The organism is Microbacterium sp. NPDC056234, assembly GCF_042267585.1.
Classification (GTDB): Bacteria; Actinomycetota; Actinomycetes; order Actinomycetales; family Microbacteriaceae; genus Microbacterium.
On record NZ_JBHJTE010000001.1, the window covers coordinates 932,055 to 958,302 of the forward strand.

The following is a 26,248-nucleotide window of genomic DNA, read 5'->3' on the forward strand; positions in this document are numbered from 1 at the left end:
TTCGCTGTGCCTCAGCGGGAGACGGCCGGCGCGCTCATAGGCTGTGGCCATGGCCGTCTCACCCGTGTCGTCCGATCCTCTGGCCGAGCGCGCCGTCGCGCTCGTCCGACGCTGGGTCGCCGAGGCCGCGATCGTCGAACCGGACCCGGCGGCCCAACGGCTCGCCGAAGTGCTGCGCGACGAACGAGGTCTCGCCTTCACCCTCGGGTTCGTGGACGGCGTGCTTCGGCCCGAGAGCCTGAGCGCCGCCGCCGCCCAGCTGCATCGGATCGCCCCCGACGTCCCGGGGTTCCTCCCGTGGTACCTGCGTGGTGCCGTGCGCGTCGGCGGCGGGATCGCCCAGGCGCTCCCGACTCCGACCGTGCCCATCGCCCGGCGGGCGCTGCGCGAGATGGTGGGTCATCTGATCGTCGACGCGCGCCCGTCGAAGCTCGGATCCGAGATCGGACGCATCCGCGAGAGCGGCGCGACCCTCAACATCAATCTGCTCGGCGAGGCAGTGCTCGGCGAATCCGAGGCCAAGCGCCGTCTCGACGGCATCCACGATCTGATCCGACGCCCGGATGTCGACTACGTCTCGGTCAAGGTCTCGTCGATCCTCAGCAGGCCTGATCCGTGGTCCTTCGACGAGGTCGTGGATGCCGCAGCCGCACGCCTCCTGCCTCTTTACGTCACCGCGCTCGAGCACGGCGTGTTCATCAATCTGGACATGGAGGAGTACCGCGACCTCGATCTGACGATCGCGGTGTTCACCCGCATCCTCGAGGATCCGCGGCTCGCGCACCTGGAGGCGGGCCTCGTGCTGCAGGCGTACCTGCCGGATGCGCTGCCGGCCCTCCGAGAGCTCACGGCGTGGGCGCGCGAACGTGTCGAACACGGCGGAGCGCGCATCAAGGTCCGGCTGGTGAAGGGCGCGAACCTGCCGATGGAGCGCGTGGATGCCGTGATGCACGGCTGGCCGCAGGCCCCCTATGACGGAAAGCTCCTCACGGACGCCAACCACCTGCGCCTGCTCGACGAAGCGCTGCAGCCGGAGAACATCGCAGCCGTGCGCATCGGCGTAGCCGGGCACAACCTGTTCGACATCGCCTACGCGAGCCTGCTCGCCGGCGAACGCGGACTCTCGACGCCGGCGGACGAGCTCGGAGGCAGGAGCCCGGATGTCGAGTTCGAGATGCTGCTCGGTATGGCTGAGGGACACCGACGCGCCGTGTCGAAGGACGTCGGTCCGGTGCGGCTGTACGTCCCCGTCGTCCACCCGCGTGAATTCGACGTCGCGATCGCGTATCTCGCGCGTCGGCTGGAGGAGAGCGCGGAGCCGGCGAACTTCCTCTCGGCGGCGTTCCGCCTCGCGGAGGACGAGACGCTGTTCGTCCGGGAGCAGGACCGCTTCCTCGACGCGCTCGAGCGGGCAGCGCAGCGCACCGTGCGGTCGACGTCCCACCGCACGCAGGACCGCCGTGCGCCCGTGCACGAATCCGTGCGCACGCCGCCGCCGGCGCCTGTCGTCGAGACCGACCTGACGAACATCGTGCTCGGGATCTCCCGCGGCTCGGAGGACGATCCCTTCGTCGAGACGGCGGTCTACTCGCAACTGGAGGCCGCTCCGGCTGCCGGTGGTGCGCCCGGCTTCACGAACACTCCTGATACCGATCTGTCACTCGCGGCGAATCGCGAGTGGGCCCGTGGCATCCGCTCCCGCATCAGCGGTTCGACCGCCGGAATCGGCGCGGTGCGAGCAGCCGGAGTGACGAGTGAGTCGGAGGTGGACGTCATCGTGGCCGGTGTGCGTCGCGCCGGCGAGGCCTGGGGATCGCGGCCCGCAGCGGAGCGCGCCGAGGCGCTGATGCGCGCCGCGGTCGCGCTGGAATCGCGACGCGCAGAGCTCATCGAGGTCGCCGCGGATGAGACGGGCAAACTGCTGTCCGAGGGCGACATCGAAGTCAGCGAGGCGGTCGACTTCGCGCGCTTCTACGGCGCCAAGGCACGCGAACTGGATGCCGTCCCCGGGGCGACCTTCGTCCCCTCCCGTGTGACCGTCGTCGCGCCCCCGTGGAACTTCCCGCTCGCCATCCCGGCCGGCGGAGTGCTGGCCGCGCTCGCCGCGGGCTCCGGCGTCGTGCTGAAGCCGGCGCCGCCGGCGCGCCGGTGCGCTGCGGTGATCGCCGAGGCGCTGTGGCAATCCGGCATCCCCCGCGACGTGCTCGCGCTCGCGGACATCCCGGAGGGTCCGCTCGGGCAGGCGCTCATCACGCATCCGGATGTCGACAGAGTCGTGCTGACCGGGTCGTGGGAGACGGCCGAGCTGTTCCGATCGTGGCGTCCCGACCTGCCGCTGCACGCGGAGACGAGCGGCAAGAACGCGATCATCGTCACGTCGTCCGCCGACATCGATCTCGCAGTCGGCGATCTCGTGCGCAGCGCGTTCTCGCATGCCGGGCAGAAGTGCTCCGCGGCATCCCTCGCGATCCTGGTCGGACCGGTCGGACGCTCGCAGCGCTTCGCGCGACAGCTCGCCGACGCCACGCGCTCGCTGCGCGTGGGGTGGCCGACCGAGCCGCGGGTCGATGTCGGGCCGGTGATCGAACCGCCGCAGGGCAAACTCGCCTGGGCGCTGAGCGAGCTGGAGCAGGACGAGCGCTGGATCGTCCGTCCCGCGCCGGTGGCGGGGGATGCGAGCGGGCGGCTGTGGAGCCCCGGCATCCGTGCGGGTGTGCTCCCCGGCTCGAGGTTCCACCGCGAGGAGTTCTTCGGACCCGTGCTCGGCATCATGCACGCGCCGACGCTGGAACGCGCGATCGACCTGCAGAACGAGGTCGCGTACGGTCTCACCGCGGGGTTGCATACGCGCGACCCCGAGGAGCTGGCGCTCTGGCTGGAGCGCGTCCAGGCGGGCAACCTCTACGTGAACCGCGGCATCACGGGCGCGATCGTGCAGCGTCAGCCGTTCGGCGGATGGAAGCGCTCGTCGATCGGCCCCGGCGCGAAGGCGGGCGGACCGAACCATTTGATCGGCCTCGGGGCGTGGCGCGCGAGCAGCGGGGGCCCGGAGTCGAGCACGCTGCATCTGCGCGGGCTCGATGCGAGGATCACCGACCTCATCGAATCCGCGCAGCCGTCGCTGGACTTCGAACGGTTCGAATGGTTGCGTCGCGCTGCGCTGTCCGACGCGATCGCCTGGGATCGCGAGTTCGGCCAGGTGCGCGACGTGTCACGGCTCGGGGTCGAGCGGAATCTGTTCCGCTATCGCCCCGTCGCGGTCTCGATCAGGGCGACGGCGGATGCCGGGTGGCATGAACTGCTGCGCGTCATCGTCGCGGCGATCCGCAGTGGTGCCGGATTCTTCGTCTCCACGCCGGTGGGGGTGCCGGCGGAGGTCCGCCGATCGCTCACCGAGCTCGGCGCGGCCGTCGCGGTCGAATCGGACGACGAGTGGGTGCAGCGGATGTCGCAGACCTCGCCGCTGGAGCTTCCGGAGCTCGATGCGCGGCCGCGCCCGCCGCGCGTGCGGCTGGTCGGATCGCGCGCGGCCGTCGCCGATCTTCATCGGCTGCTCGCCGAGGGGATCTCCGGCGACCCCGATGTGGCGGTGTTCGACGGCGAGGTCACCTCGGCCGGACGTATCGAGCTGCTGACCTTCCTGCATGAGCAGTCCGTCTCGATCACCGCACACCGGTTCGGTCAGCCCGACGACTGGAGCGCCGGCGTCATCTGACCCCGTCCGGACCTCGACCCCGCCCCGGGAGTTCGAATCGCTGTGTCTGCGTCAGAAGCCGGGGTTTCGAGCACACAAGGCGATTCGAACACGAGGGGGTGTAAAGAATTCTTGACATCTGAATGCCGCGGGCGTACGTTCTGTGTAAAGAATCTTTTACACGGAGGCGTGGTCATGGTCTACGAAGAACGCAACGTCTGGACGAGCCTGGTCGTCAGCGTCATCACGATGACCGGTTACGTCATCGTCGTGCTGCAGAGCGCCGGCGGTGGGCCGCTGACGGACGTCGACTGGTTCCCCCTCATGCTCTGGACGATCGGAATCAGCATCGCAGCGACGATCCTCATCAGCATCCTGTGGGGGCTGTTGGCGGGGGCGAAGGATCCGGATGGCGTGGGTAAGAGCGATGTGCGTGACCGTGACATCAGTCAGATGGGCACGCGTGTCGAGCAGTCGTTCCTCGTGATCGCGGGGCTCGGCGTGATCGCGCTCTGCGCCATCGGTGCCGACGTGTTCTGGATCGCGAACACGATGTTCGCCGGTTTCGCGGTCTCCGCGATCATCGGCGGGATCGCCAGGGTCATCGCCTACCGCCGGGGGCTGGCCTGATGGTCAAACCCACCCGCGTCACGAACACGATCCGCGCCGAGCGCGAACGGTTCGGTCTCACCCAGGCCGAACTCGCCCGCCGCATCGGCGTCACGCGCCAGACGCTCATCGCGATCGAGCAGGGCAAGTACTCGCCGACGCTCGAGCTGGCATTCCAGATAGCCCACTCGTTCGGTGTAGGGCTCGACGACATCTTCCAGTACCCCGACCAGAACTCCGGAGGCCCGACATGACCGAGACGATGACGGCGTGGCAGCGCGAGACGTACGGGCCGGCCAGGGGGACGGTACCCGCCGAGATCCCGGTTCCGACGCCGGGCAGGGGTGAGGTGGTGATCCGGGTGCGCGCGACGGCTCTCAACGCCGGTGACCGGCACATCCTGCACGGCGACCCGCTGCTGGTCCGACCGATCTTCGGCCTGCGCCGCCCGAAGCAGCCGGTGCGCGGCATGGACGTGGCCGGCACGGTGACAGCTGTCGGTCCCGGTGTCATCGGCGCCGAGATCGGCGAGGAGGTCGTGGTCGAGCTCCCGGGCGGAGGCGGGCTCGCCGCGTACGCGGTCGCGCCCGAGTCACGCCTGGTGCCACGGCCGCCCGCGGTCGCTCCGGCACTCGCCGCGACTCTGCCGATCTCGGCCGGCACGGCATGGCAGGCCCTCGATCTCGCGGAGATCGGCATCGACGACGATGCGTCGCCGCGGGTGCTCATCCTCGGCGCATCCGGCGGCGTCGGCACGTTCGCCGTGCAACTGGCCGCGCTGCGCGGCGCAGAGGTCTGGGCATCGGCCGGGGCGCGCAGCGCGGCCCTCGTCAGCCGGCTCGGTGCAACCCGCACGATCGACCATCGACAGTCTCCGGTCGCCGGGCTCCCGGCCGCCCACTTCCACGCCGTGATCGACATCGTCGGCGGTGTGCCCCTCCGGCAGCTGCAACGGCTCCTCGCGCCGGGCGGCTCCGTCATCCTCATCGGCGGCGAGGGCGGTCGCGTCCTCGGTCCCATCCCGAGGATGCTCGCGGCAGCGTTCCTGTCCATCGGTTCGCGCCGCCGGATCCGCTCACTCGCGGCGACCGCGCGGCCGGAGGTGCTGCAGAAGCTGCTCGCGCTCGTGGACGAGGGTCGTCTGGTCCCCGTGATCGAGCGGGAGTACGCGTTCACCGAAGCGTCCGCCGCCCTCGTGCAGATCGAAGCGGGGCACACCGTCGGCAAGGTCGTGGTGCGCGGCGCCTGAACGGGTCAGCGCGGCATGGCGCGCAAATCTGGCGCGTTCTCAGCGGCGGGTGACACAATGGCATCTGGCGTGCCCGTGTCGCATCTTCCCCGCCTCGCACTGAGCTCCGGGTCGAAGGCCCGCCGGGCCCCTGGACAGCGTCCGCCGCATCTCTTCCTGAGGAGCACCATGTCGACGCCCGAGACCGCAGTGCGCACAACCCCCACGACCCGCACAGCGCACCACCGCCGCTATCTGATGTGCCGCCCCGAGCACTTCACGGTCAGCTACACGATCAACCCGTGGATGGACCCGGCGGGCCCGACAGACACGGCGAAGGCCGTCGCGCAGTGGCAGAAGCTTCACGACCTCTATCTCGAGCTCGGTCACGAGGTCGAGCTCATCGACCCGCTGCCCGGATACCCGGACATGGTCTACACGGCCAACGGCGGCTTCCTCATCGACGGTCGCGCTTACGTGCCGGAGTTCCGTTTCGTCGAGCGCCAGGGCGAGGCGCCCGCATTCGCCGAGTGGTTCCGCGCCAACGGCTTCGACACGGTCCTGCCGAAGGAGGTCAACGAGGGCGAGGGCGACTTCCTGCTCGTCGGTGACGTCATCCTCGCGGGCACCGGCTTCCGCTCCACCGGCGACAGCCACCGAGAGGTCGGTGACGTGTTCGGTCGCGAGGTCGTCACGCTGAACCTCGTGGACCCGCGCTTCTACCACCTCGACACGGCGATCGCCGTGCTCGATCCGGTGCAGGGCGTGGACAACGGCGGTCCGGAGCACGCCAACATCGCCTACCTGCCCGGTGCGTTCGACGACGCCAGCCGCGCGATCCTCGAGGAGCGCTTCCCCGACGCCATCCTGGTCTCCGACGAGGACGGCGCGGTGTTCGGTCTGAACTCCGCGAGCGACGGGTACAACGTCGTCATCTCGCCGCGTGCGAAGGGCTTCGAGAAGCAGCTGCGCGAGCGCGGCTACAACCCGATCATGGTCGACCTGTCCGAGCTGCTGCTCGGCGGGGGCGGCATCAAGTGCTGCACGCTCGAACTGCGAGGAGCGAAGTGACCTCCCTCGAACCGCACGTCGCGGAGAACTATCACCCGCTGCCTGTCACGATCGCCCGCGGCGAAGGGGCATGGGTGACGGATGTCGAGGGCAAGCGCTACCTGGATCTGCTCGCCGCCTACTCGGCCGTGAACTTCGGACACCGGCATCCCGCGCTCGTCGCGGCCGTCACGGAGCAGCTCGGGCGTGTGACGCTCACCAGCCGTGCCTTCATGAACGACCGGCTCGAGCCGTTCGCCGAGGCGCTCGCCCGCCTGTGCGGCAAGGAGATGGTCCTGCCGATGAACACCGGCGCCGAGGCCGTCGAGACCGGCATCAAGGTCGCGCGCGCCTGGGGATACCGGGTCAAGGGCATCCCGGCGGATGCCGCACGCATCGTGGTGGCGGCCGGCAACTTCCACGGACGCACGACGACGATCGTCAGCTTCAGCGACGACGAGTCGGCGCGTGGCGGCTTCGGCCCGTTCATGGCCGGTTTCGACATCGTCCCGTTCGGAGATGCGGACGCGGTGGCCGCTGCGATCACCGATGACACGGCCGCGGTGCTCGTCGAGCCGATCCAGGGCGAGGCGGGTGTCGTCATCCCGCCAGAGGGATACCTGCGCCGCATCCGTGAGATCTGCACCGAGCGCAACGTGCTGTTCATCGCCGATGAGATCCAGGCCGGGCTCGGCCGCGTCGGCGAGACGTTCGCGTGCGACCGGGAGGGCGTGGTACCCGACCTGTACCTGCTGGGCAAGGCTCTCGGCGGCGGCATCCTCCCCGTCTCCGCCGTGGTCGGCGATCGCGACGTGCTCGGGGTCATCCGCCCCGGCGAGCACGGTTCCACCTTCGGCGGCAATCCGCTCGCCGCGGCGGTCGGACTCCGAGTCGTCGAGATGCTGGAGTCCGGCGAGGTGCAGGAGCGGTCCCGCGCTCTCGGCGCTCATCTTGCGACGGGACTGGAGAAGCTCGTCGGCCATGGCGTGACGGCAGTCCGCGCGGCAGGACTCTGGGCCGGTGTCGACATCGATCCGGCCAAGGGAACGGGACGGGAGATCGCCGAAAAGCTCATGGAGCGCGGCGTCCTCGTCAAGGACACCCACGGGCAGACAGTCCGCATCGCCCCGCCGCTCGTGATCCGCGCGACCGAGATCGATTGGGCGCTGGAGCAGCTCCGCCTCGTGCTGGAGGGCTGAGCGAGCGCCTGCGCGGCAGGTATTGCCGATGGCCGCCTTGCGTCGTGCAAGGCGGCCATTCGCGTCCCCTCGCGGACCCGCGCGGATGTCAGGCCGGACTGTCGTCCGGATCGAGGGTGCGCAGCGTGTCCTCCTCCGCCGCGTTGTCGGCGGTGAGCTGCTCCTCGGTGGTCTCATCGCCGCCGAGTGGCGCGCCGGTCTCGTCGATGTCCGGACCTTCGGCCGGATCCTCGGGGTGCGGTGTGCGTCCGGTGTTGTCTTCCATGCCGTGAGCGTACGGATGCCGGGTGCCCGGCGCGAAGGGCATTGACTTTCCTCGGTTCAGCGCACCGGCGAAGCGCCGTCCTCCCCATGCTCGGGGATGTCCTGGTCATCGTGCGATGACAGCTCGTCGTCCGAGACGAGCTCGTCGACGTCGAGGCCGGCCGGCCCGGCATCCGCATGGCTCTCGGCCTCCAGCAGCTCGTGCGGGATGCGGATGGGCGTCGTCGGCGCCACCGGCATCCCCAGCCGACGCTGCAGGTGACGCAGCCAGCGCGGCTGAGCGCCGATGATTCCCTGTTCGGCGCGGGATTCGACCTCGAGGCCGTAGTAGTCGCCGATCTTGTCGATGAGCTGCGCGCGTTCCGCCCTGGCGTACGCACGGCGTTCGCGGATGAACGCGATCGCGGTCGCCCAGCAGATGAGCAGCATCACGATGCTGAACGGCAGGGCGATCGTGATCGCCGCCGTCTGCAGCGCGGTGAGGCCACCGGCCAGCAGCAGCGCGATCGCGAGGGCCGCGGTGACCAGGACGAAGAACGCGCGGATCCAGCGCTTCGGGTTCTGCTGGCCTCCGGTCGCGATCATGCCCATCACGAGCGCGCCGGAGTCCGCAGACGTCACGAAGAAGATCGCGATCAGCAGGATGGCGCCGATCGTGACGACCGTGGTCCCCGGCACGTGCTGCAGCAGCTCGAACAGTGCGCCCTGCAGGTCCACCGTGCCGTCCTCGTTCGTGAGGGTCCCTGGCGACTGGAGCTCGATCGCGAGCGCCGAACCGCCCATGACCGCGAACCACAGGATGCCGAGCAGCGTGGGCACCAGGATGACACCCGCGACGAACTCGCGCACGGTCCTGCCTTTGGAGATCCGGGCGATGAAGATTCCGACGAACGGCGCCCACGAGATCCACCAACCCCAGTAGAACGACGTCCACGCCGCCTGCCATTCCTCGCCGGCTGTGCCCTGGAAGGCGCTGACATTGAACGACAGCCCGACGAAGTTCTGGACGTAGTAGCCGATCGACTGCACGAACTCCCGCAGGAGGAACTCGGTCTGACCCATCACCAGCAGGTAGAGCACCAGAAGCCCGGCCATGATGAGGTTGATGTTCGACAGCCACTTCATGCCCTTGGTGACACCCGACAGGACCGAGGCGAGCACGAAGACCGAGATGACGAGGATGATGATGACCTGCGTGGTCTCGTCGGGTGTGCCCAGTCCCGCCGACGAGAGTCCGGCGCTGATCTGGATGACTCCGAGACCCAGTGACGTGGCGACACCGAACAGCGTTCCGACCAGGGCGACGACGTCGATCGCGTGACCCCAGCCGCCCTCGACGCGCTTGCCGAGCAGCGGCTCGAGCGTCCACCGGATGGAGATCGGACGGCGGCGCCGATGGATCGCGTAGGCCAGCGCGAGTCCGATCACGACATAGATCGACCAGGCGTGCACGCCCCAGTGCAGGTATGTCTGACCGAGTGCGGCCTGGGCCAGTTGCTCCGGCGTCCCCTCGACGCCGGGGCGGGGGTTCGTGAAGTGACTGAGCGGTTCGGAGACGCCGTAGAACACCAGGCCGATGCCCATGCCGGCGGCGAACAGCAGCGAGAACCAGCTCATGAGAGAGAACTCCGGCTCGTCGTCGTCGCGTCCGAGCTTGATGTCGCCGAAGCGGCTGAAGCCCATGAACAGGCTGAACGCGACGAACAGTGCGGCGATCAGCACGTAGTACCAGTTGAACGCATTGACGATCGTGTTCTGGATCGCCCCGAACATCTCCTCCGCAAGATGCGGGGCGATCAGGGTGAACGACACGAACACGAAGATGATCGCCGCGGCGGGCCAGAAGACCCAGCGCTGCACGGGCGGCAACGACCTGCGGGGCGTCGTCGTCGCGTCGCCGGGAGTGGAGGATGCCGCGGCATCCTGATTCTGCGCGTTCTCCGGTCCGCTCATGAGTACACGGTAGCGAGATCGTCCGCCGGGTGGGGGAGGACCTCAGCGCGGTTCCGGTGCCGGCCCGGACGAGCGCCGGACCATCAGTTGCGGAAGGGGCACGTCGAGATCGATCGCGTGGTCGGGGTCGATGAGTGCGAGCAGACGATGCAGGGCTGCGCGACCCTGCAGCTCGAACGGGTTGTGGACGGTGGTCAGCGGCGGGTCGTAGTACCGCGCCTCAGGGATGTCGTCGATGCCGACCACGCTCACGTCCTCGGGGACTCGACGCCCGCTCTCCTTGAGAGCGAGCATCGCCCCGAGGGCGGTCTGGTCGTTGGCTGCGACCACGGCGGTGGCGGCACCGATCCCGTCGGCCTCGGCGACGGCCGCATGGCCGGAGCGCGCCGACCAGTCTCCCTGGACGACCGCCTCAGCCTCGAGGCCGTGCCGGGCGAGTGCGGCGTGGAACGCCCGGGTGCGGTTGCGCGAGGCCGACCAGTTGTCCGGACCCGCGATCAGCGCGATCCGTCGATGCCCCCACTCGACGAGGTGGTCCACCAGGGACGGCATGCTCGCATTGGACAGTCGGTTGCGATACGGATCCGGCTCATCGTCGGACTCGACGTCGATGAACGTCGGCACGCGGAACCTCGTCGAGGTGAAGGCCCGGGACATCTCATCCGTCGAGCCGAGCGCGAGGATTCCGGCGAGGTCCTGCTGGGTGAGCAGCGCGAGCGACTCTTCGACGGCGTGCGGATTGCGCATGTCCAGCGAGACGAGGTCGAGCACGTAACCGGCTTCGCGTGCGGCGGCAGCGGCACCCTCGGCGATGCGGCTCGGTCCGACCTGCGAGAGCTCGTGCGTCAGCGCACCGATGCGGTGCGAGCGTCCCGATTTCAGGCTCCGCGCCGTGAGATTGGGGCGGTACCCGAGTTCCGCGATCGCGTGTTCGACGCGGGCCTGCGTCTCCGGCCGGATCCCCTTGTAGCCGCGCAGGAAGCGGGTGACCGTCTGGTGCGACACCCCGGCCGCTGTGGCGACGTCGTAGATCGTCGACGGCTTGGCTGGGGTCTTCCCGGTGGTCATACGTGCTCCCGTCGTCTGGTCTCTCAAGAACTTTCGCATGTCGGGGGAAACCAGGTCTTGACAAGGTGATGTTGTCGACAACATAGTAGCTCTCAGCGGATGTTGTCGACAACATCCCTCGCCACGATGACAACGGAGTACGGCAGATGAACCAGCAGCGCCCCACGGACGCGCGCGAGCTCAGCGGCATCCTTTTCGGAGCCGCGTACTACGCGGAGTACCACCGCGACGAGCGCACCGAGATCGACCTGGACCTGATGAAGGATGCCGGGTTCACCGTCATCCGAGTCGGCGAGTCCGTCTGGTCGACGTGGGAGCCGCGGGACGGCGAGTACGAGCTGGACTGGCTCGAGCCGGTGCTGGACGGCGCGCACGCCAGGGGGATCTCCGTGATCCTCGGCACCCCGACCTACGCCGTGCCGCCGTGGCTGCAGCAGGCGTATCCCGAGATCGCGGCCGAGGTGAGCACCGGGAGACCGATGGCCTGGGGCGGGCGGCAGGAGGTCGACTACTCGCACCCCGCGTTCCGGTTCCATGCCGAACGCGTGATCCGCGCCGTGATCTCGCGCTACGTCGACCATCCGGCGGTCATCGGTTACCAGGTCGACAACGAGCCGGGGATGCTCCTGCCGCACAACGGGGGAACCTTCCGACGGTTCGTCCGCCGGCTCGCGGCGACCTACGGCGATGTCGACACGCTCAATCGCGAGTGGGGGCTGACCTACTGGTCGCATCGGATCGCGGACTGGTCCGAGCTGTGGACGCCGGACGGCAACACGCTTCCCCAGTACGACCTCGCCTGGCGGCGCTATCAGGCCGATCTCACCACCGAGTTCATCACCTGGCAGGCGGACATCGTGCGCGAGTACGCCGCACCGGGGCAGTTCGTGACGACCTGCATCGCCTACCCGCGGCCGGCCGTCGACGACGAGAAGCTGGTGCGCGGGCTCGACGTGACCGCAGGCAACCCGTACTACGCGATGCAGGATCATCTCGACGCGACGCGCGAGCCGGATCCGGTGACGCCGTGGACGACGTCGGGGGTGGCAGGCCTGCTCCGCCAGGCGGACCGGCTGTTCTCCTCCCAGCAGTCGCGTTTCCTCGTGACGGAGACGGATGCGCAGTCCATCGGTGGTCCGGAGTTCAACATGCCGCCCTATCCGGGTCAGCTTCGACAGGCGGCGCTCGCCCTCATCTCGCGTGGGGCGGCGATGATCGAGTACTGGCACTGGCACACGCTGCCGTACGGCACGGAGACGTACTGGGGCGGAGTCCTGCCGCACAGCCTCGAACCGGGGCGCATCTACCGGGAGGTCGCGGGTCTGGGCGCGACGCTCGGATCGATCGGCACACGTCTGGACGGTTTCGAGCCGGACGCGGACGTGGCGATCCTCTGGTCGAACGACAGCCGATACGCGCTCGAGTTCAGTCCGCCGTTCCCGGATGCCGATGGCCGACCGGATCGAGCCGCGTACCACCGGATCTTCGATGCCTTCCATCGGGGGGTCGTCGACGCAGGCGCGCAGGCGCGCATTCTGCACCCGGCGCAGGCGCTCGAGATCGGAGCCACCGCGCTCGCCGAACGCTTCCCGGTCCTCGTCGCGCCGGGATTCTATGTCGCCACGGACGAGGAGCTCGACCTGCTCGCCGCGTACGCCGAGGCGGGAGGGCATCTCCTCATCGGCATCCGCACCGGCTACGCGGATGAGGAGGCGCGGGCGCGCGTCGCCCCGGCGCCCGACCGTCTGACCGCAGCGGCGGGCGTCCACTACGAGGAGTTCTCGAACCTGCAGCACGACGTCGTGCTGAACTCCACGGAACTGCCGGGTGTCGTCGGCACCGCTCGCCTCTGGGCGGACGGGCTGATCGCCGACGAGGATGCCCGGGTCGTCGCCGAGTACGACCATCCGTGGTTCCGTTCCTTCCCGGCGATCGTGACGAAGCCGCACGGACAGGGGCGGGTCACGACCGTCGGCACCGTGCCGTCCGCCGACCTCGCGGCGAGCCTGTTCCGGTGGGCCGTGCCCGCCGCGATCGCCGACCGCCTCACGACCGACCGCGCGCTTCCGGTGACGGTCGGCTCCGGGACGCTGCCGGACGGGCGGCGAGCCTGGTTCGTCTTCAACTGGAGCTGGGCCGCCGCATCGATCGCGCTGGCCGGGGATGTGGAGAATGCCGTGGACGGCACCGGCCACTCGGCAGGCGACGAGCTCACCATCGAACCGTGGGGATCGCTGATCCTGATCGACCGCTGACGCGCATCCGCTCGTCACTCAATGAAGAGGAAGAAGGACATGAGAAACACAGCACAGCGTCGCGCCGCGCTCATCGCCGGCGCCGCCCTCACCGCTCTCGTCCTCGCCGGGTGCACGCCCGGTGGGCAGGAGGAGAGCGCTGGGCCGATCACTGATGAGCAGCGCGAAGAGGCGCTGAACACGCCCACCGAGCTGACCTTCTGGACCTGGGTGCCCAACATCGAAGACGAGGTCGCTCTCTTCGAGGAGAAGTACCCGGAGATCGATGTGAAGGTGGAGAACGTCGGGCAGGGCCTGCCGCACTACCAGAAGCTGCGCAGCGCGCTCGAGGCGGGGGAGGGAGCGCCGGATGTCGCGCAGATCGAGTACCAGCACATCCCGTCCTTCGTCCTGGCCGAGGCGCTGCTCGATCTCGCGCCGCACGGGGCCGACGACCTCGCAGATGACTACGTCGGGTGGGCGTGGAATCAGGTCTCGCCCGGCGACGAGGTCTGGTCGATCCCGCAGGACGTGGGACCGATGGGCAACCTCTACCGAGAGGACCTGCTGACGCAGGCAGGAATCACAGAGCCGCCGGCGACGTGGGAGGAGTACGCGACTGCCGCGCAGGCTGTCAAGGACGCGACAGGCTCCTACATCTCCAATCTCGGCGCCACGCAGGCCGGTCAGATGATCGGGTTCTTCTGGCAGGCCGGCCTCAAGCCGTTCGGTTACGACGGCAAGGAGACCGTCTCGATCGATGTCAACAACGAAGGCGCGAAGGAGATCGCGTCCTACTGGACCGATCTGATCCAGAAGGATCTGGTCGCCACCGACGTCGACTTCACGGACGAGTGGTACCAGGGGCTGTCCAACGGCAAGTACGCCGGCTGGCTGACCGCGGCGTGGGGGCCCGTCTTCCTGCAGGGCACGGCCGAGAACACCTCAGGGCTGTGGCGCGCAGCGCCGCTGCCGCAGGTCGAGGAAGGGGCATCGGCATCCGGGAACTGGGGCGGATCGTCGGATGCGGTGCTCGCGACGAGCAAGAACCCCATCGCCGCCGCGGAGCTGGCGATGTTCCTCAACCATGACGAGGAGTCGGCGATGCAGTTCGCCACGCAGCAGTTCCTGTACCCGCCGCAGGTGTCGGTGCTGGAGGATCCCGCGTTCACCGATCTCGAATCGGAGTTCTACGGCGGGCAGCAGGTCAACAAGCTGTTCGCGGAGATCTCGGAGACGGTCGACACGGACTTCCAGTGGCTGCCGTTCATGGACTACGCCTACGCCTCGTACGAGGAGAACGTCGGCACGGTCATCGCCGCCAAGGGCGACATCGCCGACGCGCTCGACGCGTGGCAGGACGACCTCGTGACCTACGCCGAGGACCAGGGCTTCACCGTCGAGTGAGACCGGGCGGGGCGCTGCCGCGGCGACGCGCAGTGCCCCGCCGACATCTTCCGAGAGGATCCGCCATGTCGCAGTCCCCCTTGCCGGAGGCGCAGCGCCGTCGAGCCGGCACGATCAAGCGCAAGCAGCAGCGCGCCGCCTATCTGTTCATCCTTCCGTTCTTCATCGTCTTCACCGCGATGCTCGTCGTCCCGCTCATCTACTCGGGCTATCTGAGCCTGTTCGAGAGCAAGCTCATCGGCGGCGAGCAGTTCGCCGGACTCGCCAACTACGCACGTGCGCTGATGGATCCGGACTTCCTGGCCAGTCTCGGTCGTGTAGCCCTGTTCCTCGTCGTGCAGGTACCGATCATGCTGGGCCTCGCCCTGTTCTTCGCTCTTGCGCTGGACAGCGGCAGGGCCCGCGGGTCGCGCAGCATCCGGCTGCTGATCTTCATGCCGTACGCCGTCCCTGCCGTGGTCGCGACGCTGATGTGGGGCTACCTGTACGGGCCGGACTTCGGTCCGATCGCGCAGGTGGCTCGGTCTGTGGGGCTCGGCACTCCGGACTTCCTCTCGCCGGGGTCGGTCCTCGGATCGATGATGAACATCGTCACGTGGGAGTTCATCGGCTACAACATGATCATCATGTACGCGGCGCTGCGGTCGATCCCCGCGGAGCTGTACGAGGCCGCGGAGATCGACGGTGCCGGTCAGTTCCGGGTCGCGTGGAGCATCAAGATCCCGGCCATCCGGCCCGCCATCATGCTGACGATCATCTTCAGCATCATCGGTTCGTTCCAGCTGTTCAACGAGCCGAGCCTGCTCAACACGATCGCCCCGGATGCGATCTCGAATTCGTTCACCCCGAACTACTACGCGTACAACCTCGCGTTCATCAATCAGGAGCTGAATTACGCCGCCGCCATCGCCTTCCTGCTCGGGATCGTGATCGCCGTCGTGTCGTACGTCGTCCAGCTCAGCGAGCAGCGCCGTGAGCGGCGCGAGCGGAGGCTCTCATGACCGACCTCGACACCCGCGCGGTCGTCGCGCCCGGATCCGTCAGTCGACGGCGCGCTCGCCGGCCGCGCCCGTACGTGGCGCAGAAGCGGCGCAGCCTGCTGCTGACCGTGCTGCTGTGGCTGTGCGTGCTCTACTTCGTCCTTCCGCTGTGGTGGTTGCTGGTCTCCTCGACGAAGGACAACGCCGCGCTGTTCACCACGTTCGGGCTGTGGTTCGGCGGGGACTTCTCGCTGTGGGAGAACCTCGTCCAGCTCTTCGAGATGCGCGACGGCATCTTCCTGAGGTGGATCCTGAACACCATCCTCTACGCCGTCGTCGCGGCCGTCGGAGCGACCCTGCTGTCGGCGATGGCCGGTTATGCGTTCGCGAAGTACGAGTTCCGCGGCGGGAAGCTGCTGTTCAGCATCACGCTCGGTGCCGTCATGATCCCGCTGACCGCGCTGGCGCTGCCGACGTATCTGCTGTTCTCGGCGGCGAACCTCACCGATACGCCGTGGGCCATCATCGTCCCGTCGCTCGTCAGCCCGTTCGGGGTGTACCTCATGCGCGTCTACGCGGCCGATGCGATCCCGGACAGCATCGTCGAAGCCGCGCGCGTCGACGGCTCGGGGGAGTTCCGCACGTTCTGGCAGATCGGGCTCCGGCTGCTCGGACCAGGTCTGGTCACGGTCTTCCTCTTCTCGCTGGTCGGAACGTGGAACAACTACTTCCTGCCGCTGATCATGCTGAACACCTCGGAGTTGTACCCGATCACGGTCGGACTCGCGCAGATCCAGGCGGCGGCATCGGCCGGAGGCGGGTCCCAGGCGGTGTTCTCGACCGTGATCACCGGATCGTTCGTCTCGATCCTTCCGCTCGTCATCGCGTTCCTGTTCCTCCAGCGGTACTGGCAGACGGGGCTGTCCTCCGGCAGCGTGAAGGAGTGAGGGGGCGCGTCAGCCGACGCTGACGCTCACCGTGTGCCATCCGGTCGCACCATCCGGCGCCGGCGGCGCGGGTGCCTCGGTCTGCGTCTCGCCGTCGGCACTGACCGCGCGGCAGCGGATGCGGTGGTCTCCTGGTTCGGCGCGCCACGGCATCCGCCACTGGACCCAGGTGTCGTCGGAGATGGCCGGTGCGAGCTCCGCCTGCTGCCAGTCGCCGTCGTCGATCTGCACCTCGACGGCGGCGACGCCGGTGCGCGGCTGCCACGCGACGCCGGCGATCACGCTGTCGCCGGCGTCGACGCCGCGGCCGGCGCGCGGAACATCGATGCGCGACTGCAGTTTGATCGGGCCCTGGGCCGACCATCCGCGATCCGTCCAGTACGCGCGGTCGCGGTCGAAGCGGGTGACCTCGAGATCCGTGACCCACTTCGTCGCCGAGACGTAGCCGTAGAGCCCCGGTACCACCATCCGGGCAGGGAAGCCGTGCGCGAGCGGCAGCGGCTCGCCGTTCATGCCGATCGCGAGCAGCGCGTCGCGGTCGTCGGTGAGGGCCTCCAGCGGCGTGCCGGCGGTGAAGCCGTCGGCGGACGTCGACAGGACCATGTCGGCGTCGGCGCTCGGCCGCGTCCGCGCGAGCAGTTCACGTATCGGGTAGCCCAGCCACACCGCGTTGCCGATGAGGTCTCCGCCGACCTCGTTCGAGACGCACGACAGCGTCACCGTCGTCTCGGTGAGCGGCAGCGCGAGCAGTTCGTCCCAGGTGAGTTCGAACTCCTCCGCGACCATCCCGTGGATGCGCAGTCGCCAGGATGCCGGATCAACCGTCGGCACGACGAGTGCGGTGTCGATCCGGTAGAAGTCGCTGTTGGGGGTGATCAGCGGCGAGAGGCCTGGAACGTCCAGCGCTGCCCCGGCCGGCGGGCTGGGGGCCCGCGTCGCCGGGCGGGGCAGCCGCAGCGCGTCGCGCACGGTCGTGATGGCCGAGGTCCCCGCGCGTGCGACGGCTCCGGCGATCGTGAGCGCGATGCCGAGCGCGGCGGCGCCACCCGCCCAGGCGAGGAAGCGGCGTCGCGTCGGCAGTTCGGCGTGCTCCGCGGCATCCGTTTCGGGGCGGCCGGTCAGGATGCCGATGAGCAGGTGCAGTGCGACGCCGCCCGCCACTCCGGCCAGCAGCGACGGCAGCCACGCGAGCATCCCCGCATCCGATCGGGTGAGGGCGATGACGGCGACCACACCGCCGATCAGGACGAACGCGATGACGCCCGAGCGGCGCCAGCGCGCCTCGCAGATACCGGCGATCGCGGCGGCCAAGACGAGGACGATGCCGATCCCGACCAGCAGAGCGGCCTTGTCGGCGGTGCCGAACCACGCGATCGCGGTGTCCTTGGCCCACGTCGGCGCCGCGTCGATCGAGGAGCCGCCGACCACCGCGAACGGGCTGGACGACGCGGCGAAGAGCGCGGCGGCGAGTTCGCCGATTCCCACGCCGACGATCGCCGCAGCGATGCCCGCGACCGCGGCCATCGTCCGGCGTCGTGGGAAAGAAGAGGTCACAGGCTCAGGCTACGAGCACCGAGGCGCGCACGGGGCACCGGTCACGAAATCGTGAGAACTCGCAAGTGTCCTGCGGTCGATCAGGCCTCGCGGCGGTGCTCCGTGCGGATCGGTGTCGTCGCGGCGACCTCGTCGCTGAACTCCGTCGGGTCCGGCGCCACCACGGTCAACGGACGGGTCTCATCCAGCGTCAGCCGGAAGCGGGTGTCCTCCTGGCGGTGCAGGCGTCCGGACGCGAGCATCCATCCGACTCCGATCATCATCGCCAGGATGCCGGCGAAACCGCCGACCGCGATCGCGGCCCGCGGGCCGAACGCATCGGTGATCCACCCGGCGATCGGAGCGCCGACCGGCGTCGAGCCCATGATGACGGCCATGTAGAGCGCGAGCACCCGGCCGCGCAGCGCCGGATCGGTCGTGGTCTGGACGTAACCGTTCGCGGTGGTCATCATCGTCACGATCATGAATCCGATGAACATGAGCGACGCGGCGTACGTCCAGTACGTCGGCATCGCCGCCGAGATGAGCGAAGCGACGCCGAAGCCACCGGCGGCGATCACGAAGACGCGGATGCGGGCGCGCTCCCGCCGGGCCGCGAGCAGGGCGCCGGTGAGCGATCCGATCGCCAGTACCGAGCTGAGCACGCCGTACCCGTCGGCCTCGCGGCCGAATTCGAGGGCCATCGTCGAGGCGAAGATCGGGAAGTTCATGCCGAACGCGCCGATGAGGAACACCATCACGAACGTGACGGCGAGATCGCTCCTGCGCCACGCGTAGCGGAAGCCTTCGGCCAGACCGGAGCCCTTTCGGCTCTTGACGCGGGGGATCAGCTCGCCGGAGCGCATCATGAGCAGCGCGATGAGCATGGCGAGGAAGGTCACCGCGTTCGCGACGAACACCCACCCGGTTCCGACCACGACGATCAGCAGGCCACCGACGGCGGGGCCCAGAAGCCGGGCCATGTTGAAGGATGCCGAGTTCAGCGCGACCGCGTTCGACGCGTCGTCGATCGACACCATGTCGGACACGAACGCCTGTCGCGCCGGTGCGTCGAACGCGTTGGTGATTCCGAACGCCAGCGCGAACAGGAACATCAGCGGCAGCGTCATGACGCCGGTGAGCAGCAGGGCGGCGACGCCGAGCGCGAGGATCATCAGAGTCGTCTGGGTCACGAGCAGGAGCTTGCGCCGATCGAATCGATCGGCCGCCCACCCCGTCAGGCTGACCAGCACGAGCGGTGGACCGAACTGCAGTGCCATCGTCACGCCCATCGCCGTGGCGTCGTTGTCGGTCAGCTCGGTCAGCACGACCCAGTCCTGTGCGGTGGCCTGCATCCATCCGCCGACGTTGGACACCAGGGCGCCGATGAACCAGATCCGGTAGTTGAAGGTCGAGAACGACCGGAACATGGCGCTCACCGCTCGGCCACCTTCCGCATCAGGGCGCTGGCGTCCCGCAGCGTTCGCAGCTCCGTCTCGGTGAAATCCAGTTCGGACAGGGCATCGGAGAGCGCTGCATCGCGCTTGCGCACGGTCTCGGTGACCACAGCCGTCCCGGCATCGGTGATCTCCACCTGGACGCGGCGCCGGTCATCCGCGTCCTGCACGCGGGTCACGTAGCCGTCTTCGACGAGGGCCGCGACCGTGCTCGACATCGTCGGGGCTGTGACGCGCTCCCGCTGGGCGAGGGCGCCGATCGTGAGGGCGCCGTTCATCTTCAGGCTGGCGAGCACGGCGAAGTGCGCGTCGCTGATGTGATCGTCGGCGCGTTCCCGACGGAGGCGGCGAGCCAGTCGGAAGGTGGCCATGCGCAGGTCGGTGGCGGTGGTGTGCAGCGATTCGTCAGAGGCAGGCATTACTTAGGTAGTCTAACTAAGTTTCGGTCGGCGTGGGGGAGACGCTTGGACAGGAACCGGTTTCTCGACTACCGTGAGGGAGATGAAACTCGTCGAAGATGCGAGCCTGTATCGCAACCCGATCATCGATGCCGATGTGCCGGATCCTGATGCCATTCGCGTCGGTGATCGCTTCTACCTCGTGGCATCGAGCTTCCATCGCGCGCCAGGGCTGCCGATCTTCGTCTCCGACGATCTCGTGAACTGGACCCGCATCTCCTATGCGATCGAGCGCAATGAACCGGCGGCCTGGTTCGCGCTGCCTCGACACGGCGGGGGAGTGTGGGCGCCGTCGATCCGACACCACGACGGGACCTTCTTCGTCGTCTACCCCGACCCGGACCAGGGGATCTTCGTCGTCACCGCCGAAGACCCGGCCGGCCCCTGGTCGCCGCCGCGACTGCTGCTGGCAGGACTCGGGCTGATCGATCCGTGCCCGCTCTGGGCCGAGGACGGCAGCACGTATCTCGTGCACGGCTGGGCGCGTTCGCGTTCTGGACGCAAGAACGCGCTCACGGTCGTTGAAGTCGACGGGCTGCTCACCGAGACCCGCGGCGTCGCGGTGGATGTCATCGACGGTGATCGCCTGGAAGGGTTCACGACGGTCGAGGGGCCGAAGTTCTATCAGCGCGACGGCGAGTACTGGATCTTCGCACCGGCAGGCGGCGTGGCGACCGGCTGGCAGACCGTGTTCCGATCCGACAATCCGTACGGACCGTACGAGCACCGCGTCGTGCTGTCGCAGGGCGACACCCCGGTGAATGGTCCGCACCAGGGCGCGTGGGTCGACGACGGCCAGGGCGGCGACTGGTTCCTGCACTTCCAGGACCGCGGCGTGTACGGCCGAGTCCTCCACCTGCAGCCCATGGCATGGGGTGAGGACGGCTGGCCCGTGATGGGCCAGGCGGTCGCGGGCGGGCCGGCGCAGCCGGTGCTGCAGCATCCATCCCCGCGCGGCACGGATCAGGGCCTGCGCACCCTCGCCCGCCCCGACGATTTCGCCGACGGCGTCCCGAGCGCCGACTGGCAGTGGGAGGCCGACCCGGATCCGGATGCCGTGGTCGGGCGCGACCACGACGCCTGGACGCCGTCTGCGCTCACGCTGCGCGGCAGCGCAGACAGCGGTAACGTCCGCACGCTCTCCCGGGTCATCTCGCAGCCGTTGCCCGGGCAGCCGTCGACCTCGCGCGTGGACGTCGAGCTGGTCACCACGAAGTCGGGCGACCGAGCAGGCATCGCGGTGCTGGGATACACCTATGTCTGGGCCGGAGTGCGGATCGGCGCGGACGGCGCCGAAGCCGTCGTCGCGGTCCGCGAGCGCGACGACCAGGAGGAGCGCGTGCACCTGCGCGTGCCGATCGCCGCCGCGACCGCGACGGTCACGCTGGATGTCGACGCAGACGCGCGCGTGCGCGTCGAGCTGGTCGCAGACGGTGCGAGGATCGATATCGATCCGCAGTTCCAGGCGATCGAGGGGCACTGGGTCGGGGCGGCCGTCTCGCTGTTCGCAGCGGGACGGCACGGAGCAGGCGAGGTCCTCGCCCGTTTCCGCGACTTCGGCATCACGATGGGGGAGTAGCGACGATGGCGACACGACGAGCGCGAACAGCGCCGACGCGCGGGACGACGATCAACGACATCGCGCAGGCCGCCGGTGTGTCCAAGGCGACCGTGTCGCGGGTGCTCAACGGCATCCCCACCGTCAACGCCGAGATCGCACAGCGCGTGCGGCAGGTCATCGACGAGCTCGGCTATACGCCGAGCCAGACCGCCCGTTCGCTCTCGCTCGGTGTCAGCAGGACGGTGGGCGTGCTCGTCCCGGACCTCGGAAACCCGATGTTCCACCAGGTGCTGCATGGATTCAACAGGGCGGCCGCCCGCGACGGCTATCACGTCGTCGTCACGGATTCGTTCGAGGATGCGGACGGCGAACCGGATCTCGCCCGAGATCTGCGCGACCGCACGGATGCCGTCGCGCTGTTCTCCCCGCGCATGACACGGCCCGACCTGCTCGAGCTGCTGCCTCGGATCGGTCCGGTCGCGGTGTTCAACCGCACCACCGGGAAGAATGCCGGGTCCGTGCTGATCGACTACCACGAGGGCGTCATCGTGCTGGCCCGGCATCTCATCTCCCTCGGTCACCGCCGGATCGCGTTCCTCGCCGGACCGGCGTATGCCCGTGCGAACTGGGAGCGCGAGCGCGGTCTCGCCGAGATCCGTGAGAGCGAGCCGGGCATCGAGATCATCGACGTGCCGTGCGGGCACTCGTTCGAGGATGGCTACGATGCGTGGCCGGCGCTGCGCGCCACCGGTGCCACCGCCGTGATCGCCTACAACGATGTCGTGGCGCTCGGTCTGCTGGGACGTCTGTCCGAGGAAGGGGTGTCGGTGCCCGATGAGATCTCGGTCGCGGGCTTCGACGACATCCCGTTCGCGCGCTACTCGTCGCCGTCGTTGACGACGATGACGTCGCGGCTCGCCGAGATCGGCGAGCAGATCTGGACCGTCCTGCGTGCGGAGATGACGGCTGATCCGCTGCGCGAACCCATCATGTTCTCGCCGGCGCTCGCCGCGCGCAGCAGCACGAGGGCGCGCGAATGACCATCGAGCTGGTTCGCCGCGCAGGCGCGATCGTCGAGTATCACGACGGCACAGCCGTCGATGCGGGCTTGTCGCCGCGTCCCTTCCTGACGGCGACCAGCCCGCTCGGCGTCGCGGTCACCGAGATCGAGCCCGAGGATCATCGACACCATCTCGGCGTGAGCGCTGCGTTTCCGGACGTCAACGGGACGAGCTTCTGGGGCGGGCGCACCTACGTGCGCGGTCAGGGCCCCACCGCACTCGACAACCACGGCACGCAGCGCTCGACCGGCCGTGAGGTGAGCGACGGGACGGTGATCGAACAGGTCTCCTGGCGCGACGTGCACGGCGCTGCCCTGCTCGATGAGGAGCGCACGATCACGGTCCGCGAGCTGGAAGACCGGTGGGAGGTCGTCTGGGTCTCGCGGCTCACGGCGCTCGAGCAGGACGTGAGTTTCGGCAGCCCGCAGACCAACGGTCGCCCGGGGGCGTTCTACGGGGGGCTCTTCTGGCGGGCGCCCTTCCCCGCAGCGAGCCTTCGAACCGCGGACGGCCGTGGTGTCGACGCCGCGCACGGCTCGCTTTCGCCCTGGATCTGCCTGGATGCCGAGCATGCGTCGCTCGTCGGAGTCAGCACCAACGGGATGCCGTGGTTCGTCCGCGCCGAGGGATACGTCGGATTCGGCCCAGCGCTCGCCGTGGAGAGCCGACGCGAGCTGCCCCGGGGCGAGACGCTGCGGCTCGACCTCGCTGTGGCGATCCTGGATCATTCCCCGGTGCGCCCTGCGGAGATCGCCGACCAGCTTCTCGACGGTGTCAGGGACGCGGTGTGACCAGACCCTTGCGAACGCTGTTCGCCGAAGCGCACGCCGCAGACATCGCCCTGCATTCGATCCAGATCAGCGTCGGCGGTCGCACGATTGTGCGCGAGGACATCGCTCCGTTCGGTCTCCAGGCCCCGCATCGGCTGTACTCGGTGTCGAAGTCGTTCACGGGGCTCGCCGTCCTCCTGCTCGTGGAGGAGGGGCTGCTCGCCCTGGACGACGGCATCATGACGTACTTCCCCGAGCAGGCTCCGGTGCACCCGTGGCTCGAGCAGACCCGCATCGACGACATGCTCGCGATGACCGGTCCGTACAGCCGAACGACCTATGTCGAGGCATCCGACAGCTGGTTCGAATCGTATTTCCAGGTGCCGCCGACGCAACGGCCCGGCACGCTGTTCACCTACGACACGAGCGCTTCGTACGTGCTCGCTGCCTTGGTCGAGCGCGTCGCGGGCATGCCGATGCTCGACTATCTTCGCCCTCGCCTGCTGGATCCCCTCGGCATCGGAGCAGGCGCGCATTTCCTGCCGGGACCTGAGGGGATCAGTCACGGCGGGTCCGGCCTCATCATGGCGCCCGCAGATCTGCTCCCGATCGCCGAGGTCCTCAACGGCGGCGGATGCCGGGGGAGCCGCCGCATCCTTCCCGAACGCGTCGTGGCACGGCTGCTCGAGCCGCGCAGCTCGCCCGCGATGCAGACCTGGGGTGCGCCGTTGCGCGCGGGGTACGGGCGGCAGATGTGGCTGCCCGGCGGCGACAGCTGGATGATGTTCGGGCTCGGCGGTCAGATCGTCTACGGCGACCCGGCGCGCCAGCTCGCGGCCGTCGTCACCGCCGACACGACGACGCTGACGGGCGGCGATCAGAGACTCGTCGAGATGCTGCTGCGGGCCGTGGACGAGCTGGGGCAGGACGCGCAGCGCGACGATGGCCCGGCGGCGGATTCCGCGATCGGAATCGCCCCGCCCACGCCGCCGCATGATCCGCAGTACGCCGTGCCTGTCCGCGCCGACGCCGTTCTGATCACCGGGGAGGGCGCGCCGGGCGCGATCGTCGTCGAGGTGGGTGCCGACGGCGGCCGCGTGCACTGGGAAGACGCGCACGAGCTCGTCTTCGCCACCATGCGACCGACGACGGTCCCGACCGCGCTGGGAGATGCCGTCGTCACGGCCGGCTGGACAGCACCTGGCGTGCTCCACGTACGCCTGAGCGCCGTCGGCGACGACATCGCCTCGGTCCGGTTGCGGTTGGTCGTGAGCGGCGACGGCATCCTGACCCTGATGTCTCAGGGGTTCGGGCCGCGGACGCGCGACTCCTGGACCTTCCGCGGCAGTTACCAGGGCTGAAGTCGGCCCCGGCCCCGGCGGTTCAGCCCTTGACCGAGCCGACCAGTGCGCCCTTGACGAAGAACCGCTGCACGAACGGGTAAACCAGCAGCATCGGAAGGGTGGCGACGAAGATCACGGCCATCCGCACCGACTGCGCCGGCGGCACGATGTCCACGGCCATGTCATTCGTGTTCAGACCGCTGGCGACCACGACGATCTGACGCAGCAGAACCTGCATGGGCCAGAGTTCGGAGCTGTTGATGTACAGAATCGCGCTCTGGTACGTGTTCCAGTAGTACACCGCGTAGAACAGGCCGATCGTCGCGATCGACGCCAGCGAGAGCGGAAGCACGATCCGCCAGAAGACGCCGAACTCGCTGCAGCCGTCGATGCGGGCGGCTTCTTCCAGGCTCTCGGGGATGCCCTGGAAGAAGCTGCGCATGATGACGAAGTTGAACGCGTTGATGGCGACCGGGATGATGAGCGACCAGAGCGTGTCGATCATGCCGAGGTTCTTCACGACGATGAACGTCGGGATCATCCCGCCCGCGAAGAGCATCGTGAACAGCACGAGGAAGTTGATGACCCGGCGTCCCTTGAGGTGCTTCTTCGAGAGGGCGTACGCCATGAACGCGGTGAGCACCAGCGAGATGAAGGTGCCGCCGATCGTGACGATCGCCGAGACACCCAGAGCACGGAAGATCGTCGGAGTCGACAGGATGTACCGATAGGCGTCGAGCGTGAAGGTCTCCGGCCACAGGATGAACGGTCGCGTCGCGAGCTCGCCCGGCGTCGCCAGGGAGCTGGCCAGGACATTCACGAACGGCAGCACGCAGACGAGTGCGAACGCCGTCAGCAGGATGCCGTTGATCACACTGAACACGCGACGACCGGGCGTCACGCGGAGCCGGTTGCGGTTCGCGCGGCGGATCTGGATGGGGATCGTCGCGTCGGTGATCTGCGAGGTCGTCGTCATGAGGTGCTCCGTTGCGGTGGGGTGCGCACTGCGAACAGCGCGGCGGAGAAGAAGAAGAGGAAGGCGACCGGATAGAGCACGAGCTGCGTTCCCAGCAGGCATGCGAGTCCGGCGCCGAGGAACCAGAATCCGGTCGAACGTCGGCGCGGCCGGTGCGTGGCGAAGAACCAGCCGATCGCGCACAACGCCGCGATCAGGACGAAGGAGAATCCGAACCACGCCGCCAGCGTGTTGAGTGCCACGGTGGCATCGGCATCCGTGACCGCGAGCCCGGCGGATTCCAACGCGGGTACGACCTGAGATCTCAGCGTGGCGTCGTCGCTGCGGGTGATCACGAGAGCGAAGCCGCCCTGCAGCACGCCGGCGGCCAGCACGCCGACGCCGGCGATGATGAGTTCGGCCCGGCGACGGAACGGGGCTGGCGCGGCATCCTGGTGCCGGGGAGCATCGGTCATG

The 26,248-nt window shown here is 68.7% G+C and carries 22 protein-coding genes; 14 read left to right on the plus strand and 8 right to left on the minus strand.

Features of this window, described 5'->3' with window-relative positions; translation table 11 throughout:
• Positions 1-49: 49 nt before the first annotated feature.
• The 6 genes from ACFCYE_RS04465 (at position 50) to rocD (ending at position 7,780) form a co-directional block, all read left to right on the plus strand.
• Complete coding sequence (locus ACFCYE_RS04465) at positions 50-3,715, plus strand: proline dehydrogenase family protein (RefSeq protein ID WP_376176646.1); 3,666 nt, start codon at positions 50-52, stop codon at positions 3,713-3,715.
• Between the two features lie 174 nt (positions 3,716-3,889).
• The gene (locus tag ACFCYE_RS04470; RefSeq protein ID WP_376176648.1) at positions 3,890-4,324 is read left to right on the plus strand and encodes a hypothetical protein; all 435 of its coding nucleotides are present in this window, start codon (positions 3,890-3,892) and stop codon (positions 4,322-4,324) included.
• Positions 4,324-4,557: a helix-turn-helix transcriptional regulator gene (locus tag ACFCYE_RS04475; RefSeq protein WP_376176650.1), complete on the plus strand. Its 234-nt coding sequence runs from the start codon at positions 4,324-4,326 to the stop codon at positions 4,555-4,557. The genes ACFCYE_RS04470 and ACFCYE_RS04475 overlap by 1 nt, the downstream gene beginning before the upstream one ends.
• Positions 4,554-5,552 carry an NAD(P)-dependent alcohol dehydrogenase gene (locus ACFCYE_RS04480; protein WP_376176652.1) on the plus strand — a complete coding sequence of 333 codons (999 nt, stop codon included), beginning with the start codon at positions 4,554-4,556 and terminating at the stop codon, positions 5,550-5,552. Before ACFCYE_RS04475 ends, ACFCYE_RS04480 begins: the two co-directional genes overlap by 4 nt.
• A 168-nt stretch (positions 5,553-5,720) precedes the next feature.
• Positions 5,721-6,602, plus strand: a complete 882-nt coding sequence (gene ddaH / locus ACFCYE_RS04485; protein ID WP_376176653.1) for a dimethylargininase — start codon at positions 5,721-5,723, stop codon at positions 6,600-6,602.
• On the plus strand, positions 6,599-7,780 hold the full coding sequence (gene rocD / locus ACFCYE_RS04490) for an ornithine--oxo-acid transaminase (protein ID WP_376176655.1): 1,182 nt from the start codon (positions 6,599-6,601) through the stop codon (positions 7,778-7,780). The genes ddaH and rocD overlap by 4 nt, the downstream gene beginning before the upstream one ends.
• An 88-nt stretch (positions 7,781-7,868) precedes the next feature.
• Here the strand turns inward: rocD and ACFCYE_RS04495 are convergent, their stop codons facing one another.
• Genes ACFCYE_RS04495 through ACFCYE_RS04505 form a run of 3 tightly spaced genes read right to left on the minus strand, consistent with a single transcriptional unit; the run spans position 7,869 to position 11,065 of the window.
• A complete protein-coding gene (locus tag ACFCYE_RS04495) occupies positions 7,869-8,045 on the minus strand; it encodes a hypothetical protein (RefSeq protein ID WP_376176657.1) in 177 nt (58 codons plus the stop codon).
• 56 nt (positions 8,046-8,101) lie between these two features.
• Positions 8,102-9,997, minus strand: a complete 1,896-nt coding sequence (locus tag ACFCYE_RS04500; protein ID WP_376176659.1) for a BCCT family transporter — start codon at positions 9,995-9,997, stop codon at positions 8,102-8,104.
• 42 nt (positions 9,998-10,039) lie between these two features.
• The gene (locus ACFCYE_RS04505; RefSeq protein WP_376176661.1) at positions 10,040-11,065 is read right to left on the minus strand and encodes a LacI family DNA-binding transcriptional regulator; all 1,026 of its coding nucleotides are present in this window, start codon (positions 11,063-11,065) and stop codon (positions 10,040-10,042) included.
• 146 nt (positions 11,066-11,211) lie between these two features.
• Here ACFCYE_RS04505 and ACFCYE_RS04510 point away from each other — a divergent pair, with 146 nt between their 5' ends.
• The 4 genes from ACFCYE_RS04510 (at position 11,212) to ACFCYE_RS04525 (ending at position 16,633) form a co-directional block, all read left to right on the plus strand.
• Positions 11,212-13,320 (plus strand): beta-galactosidase, encoded by a 2,109-nt coding sequence (locus tag ACFCYE_RS04510; protein ID WP_376176663.1) that lies wholly within the window; start codon positions 11,212-11,214, stop codon positions 13,318-13,320.
• Positions 13,321-13,359: 39 nt separating this feature from the next.
• Positions 13,360-14,706 (plus strand): ABC transporter substrate-binding protein, encoded by a 1,347-nt coding sequence (locus tag ACFCYE_RS04515; RefSeq protein WP_376176664.1) that lies wholly within the window; start codon positions 13,360-13,362, stop codon positions 14,704-14,706.
• Positions 14,707-14,771: 65 nt separating this feature from the next.
• Positions 14,772-15,707, plus strand: coding sequence for a carbohydrate ABC transporter permease (locus ACFCYE_RS04520; protein WP_376176666.1), 936 nt, complete (start codon positions 14,772-14,774; stop codon positions 15,705-15,707).
• Positions 15,704-16,633 carry a carbohydrate ABC transporter permease gene (locus ACFCYE_RS04525; RefSeq protein WP_376176668.1) on the plus strand — a complete coding sequence of 310 codons (930 nt, stop codon included), beginning with the start codon at positions 15,704-15,706 and terminating at the stop codon, positions 16,631-16,633. The genes ACFCYE_RS04520 and ACFCYE_RS04525 overlap by 4 nt, the downstream gene beginning before the upstream one ends.
• Positions 16,634-16,642: 9 nt before the next feature.
• Here ACFCYE_RS04525 and ACFCYE_RS04530 read toward each other — a convergent pair whose 3' ends face one another.
• The 3 genes from ACFCYE_RS04530 to ACFCYE_RS04540 form a co-directional block, all read right to left on the minus strand.
• A complete protein-coding gene (locus tag ACFCYE_RS04530) occupies positions 16,643-18,157 on the minus strand; it encodes a molybdopterin-dependent oxidoreductase (protein ID WP_376177136.1) in 1,515 nt (504 codons plus the stop codon).
• Between the two features lie 110 nt (positions 18,158-18,267).
• Entirely contained in the window at positions 18,268-19,596 is a 1,329-nt protein-coding gene (locus ACFCYE_RS04535; RefSeq protein ID WP_376177138.1) for an MFS transporter, read from the minus strand.
• Positions 19,597-19,601: 5 nt separating this feature from the next.
• Positions 19,602-20,042 (minus strand): MarR family winged helix-turn-helix transcriptional regulator, encoded by a 441-nt coding sequence (locus ACFCYE_RS04540; RefSeq protein WP_376176670.1) that lies wholly within the window; start codon positions 20,040-20,042, stop codon positions 19,602-19,604.
• Positions 20,043-20,124: 82 nt separating this feature from the next.
• Between ACFCYE_RS04540 and ACFCYE_RS04545 the strand changes: the two genes are divergently transcribed.
• From ACFCYE_RS04545 to ACFCYE_RS04560, 4 genes are read left to right on the plus strand one after another with little or no spacing between them, the layout of a single operon-like run.
• The gene (locus ACFCYE_RS04545; protein ID WP_376176672.1) at positions 20,125-21,660 is read left to right on the plus strand and encodes a family 43 glycosylhydrolase; all 1,536 of its coding nucleotides are present in this window, start codon (positions 20,125-20,127) and stop codon (positions 21,658-21,660) included.
• Between the two features lie 5 nt (positions 21,661-21,665).
• Positions 21,666-22,682 carry a LacI family DNA-binding transcriptional regulator gene (locus tag ACFCYE_RS04550; RefSeq protein WP_376176674.1) on the plus strand — a complete coding sequence of 339 codons (1,017 nt, stop codon included), beginning with the start codon at positions 21,666-21,668 and terminating at the stop codon, positions 22,680-22,682.
• Positions 22,679-23,494, plus strand: coding sequence for a PmoA family protein (locus ACFCYE_RS04555; protein ID WP_376176675.1), 816 nt, complete (start codon positions 22,679-22,681; stop codon positions 23,492-23,494). Before ACFCYE_RS04550 ends, ACFCYE_RS04555 begins: the two co-directional genes overlap by 4 nt.
• Positions 23,491-24,834: a serine hydrolase domain-containing protein gene (locus tag ACFCYE_RS04560; protein ID WP_376176677.1), complete on the plus strand. Its 1,344-nt coding sequence runs from the start codon at positions 23,491-23,493 to the stop codon at positions 24,832-24,834. The genes ACFCYE_RS04555 and ACFCYE_RS04560 overlap by 4 nt, the downstream gene beginning before the upstream one ends.
• Before the next feature lie 22 nt (positions 24,835-24,856).
• On the opposite strand, the gene ACFCYE_RS04565 is transcribed toward ACFCYE_RS04560, so the two are convergent.
• Entirely contained in the window at positions 24,857-25,792 is a 936-nt protein-coding gene (locus ACFCYE_RS04565) for a carbohydrate ABC transporter permease (protein WP_376176679.1), read from the minus strand.
• Positions 25,789-26,247: a hypothetical protein gene (locus tag ACFCYE_RS04570; RefSeq protein ID WP_376176681.1), complete on the minus strand. Its 459-nt coding sequence runs from the start codon at positions 26,245-26,247 to the stop codon at positions 25,789-25,791. Before ACFCYE_RS04570 ends, ACFCYE_RS04565 begins: the two co-directional genes overlap by 4 nt.
• Position 26,248: the final 1 nt, after the last annotated feature.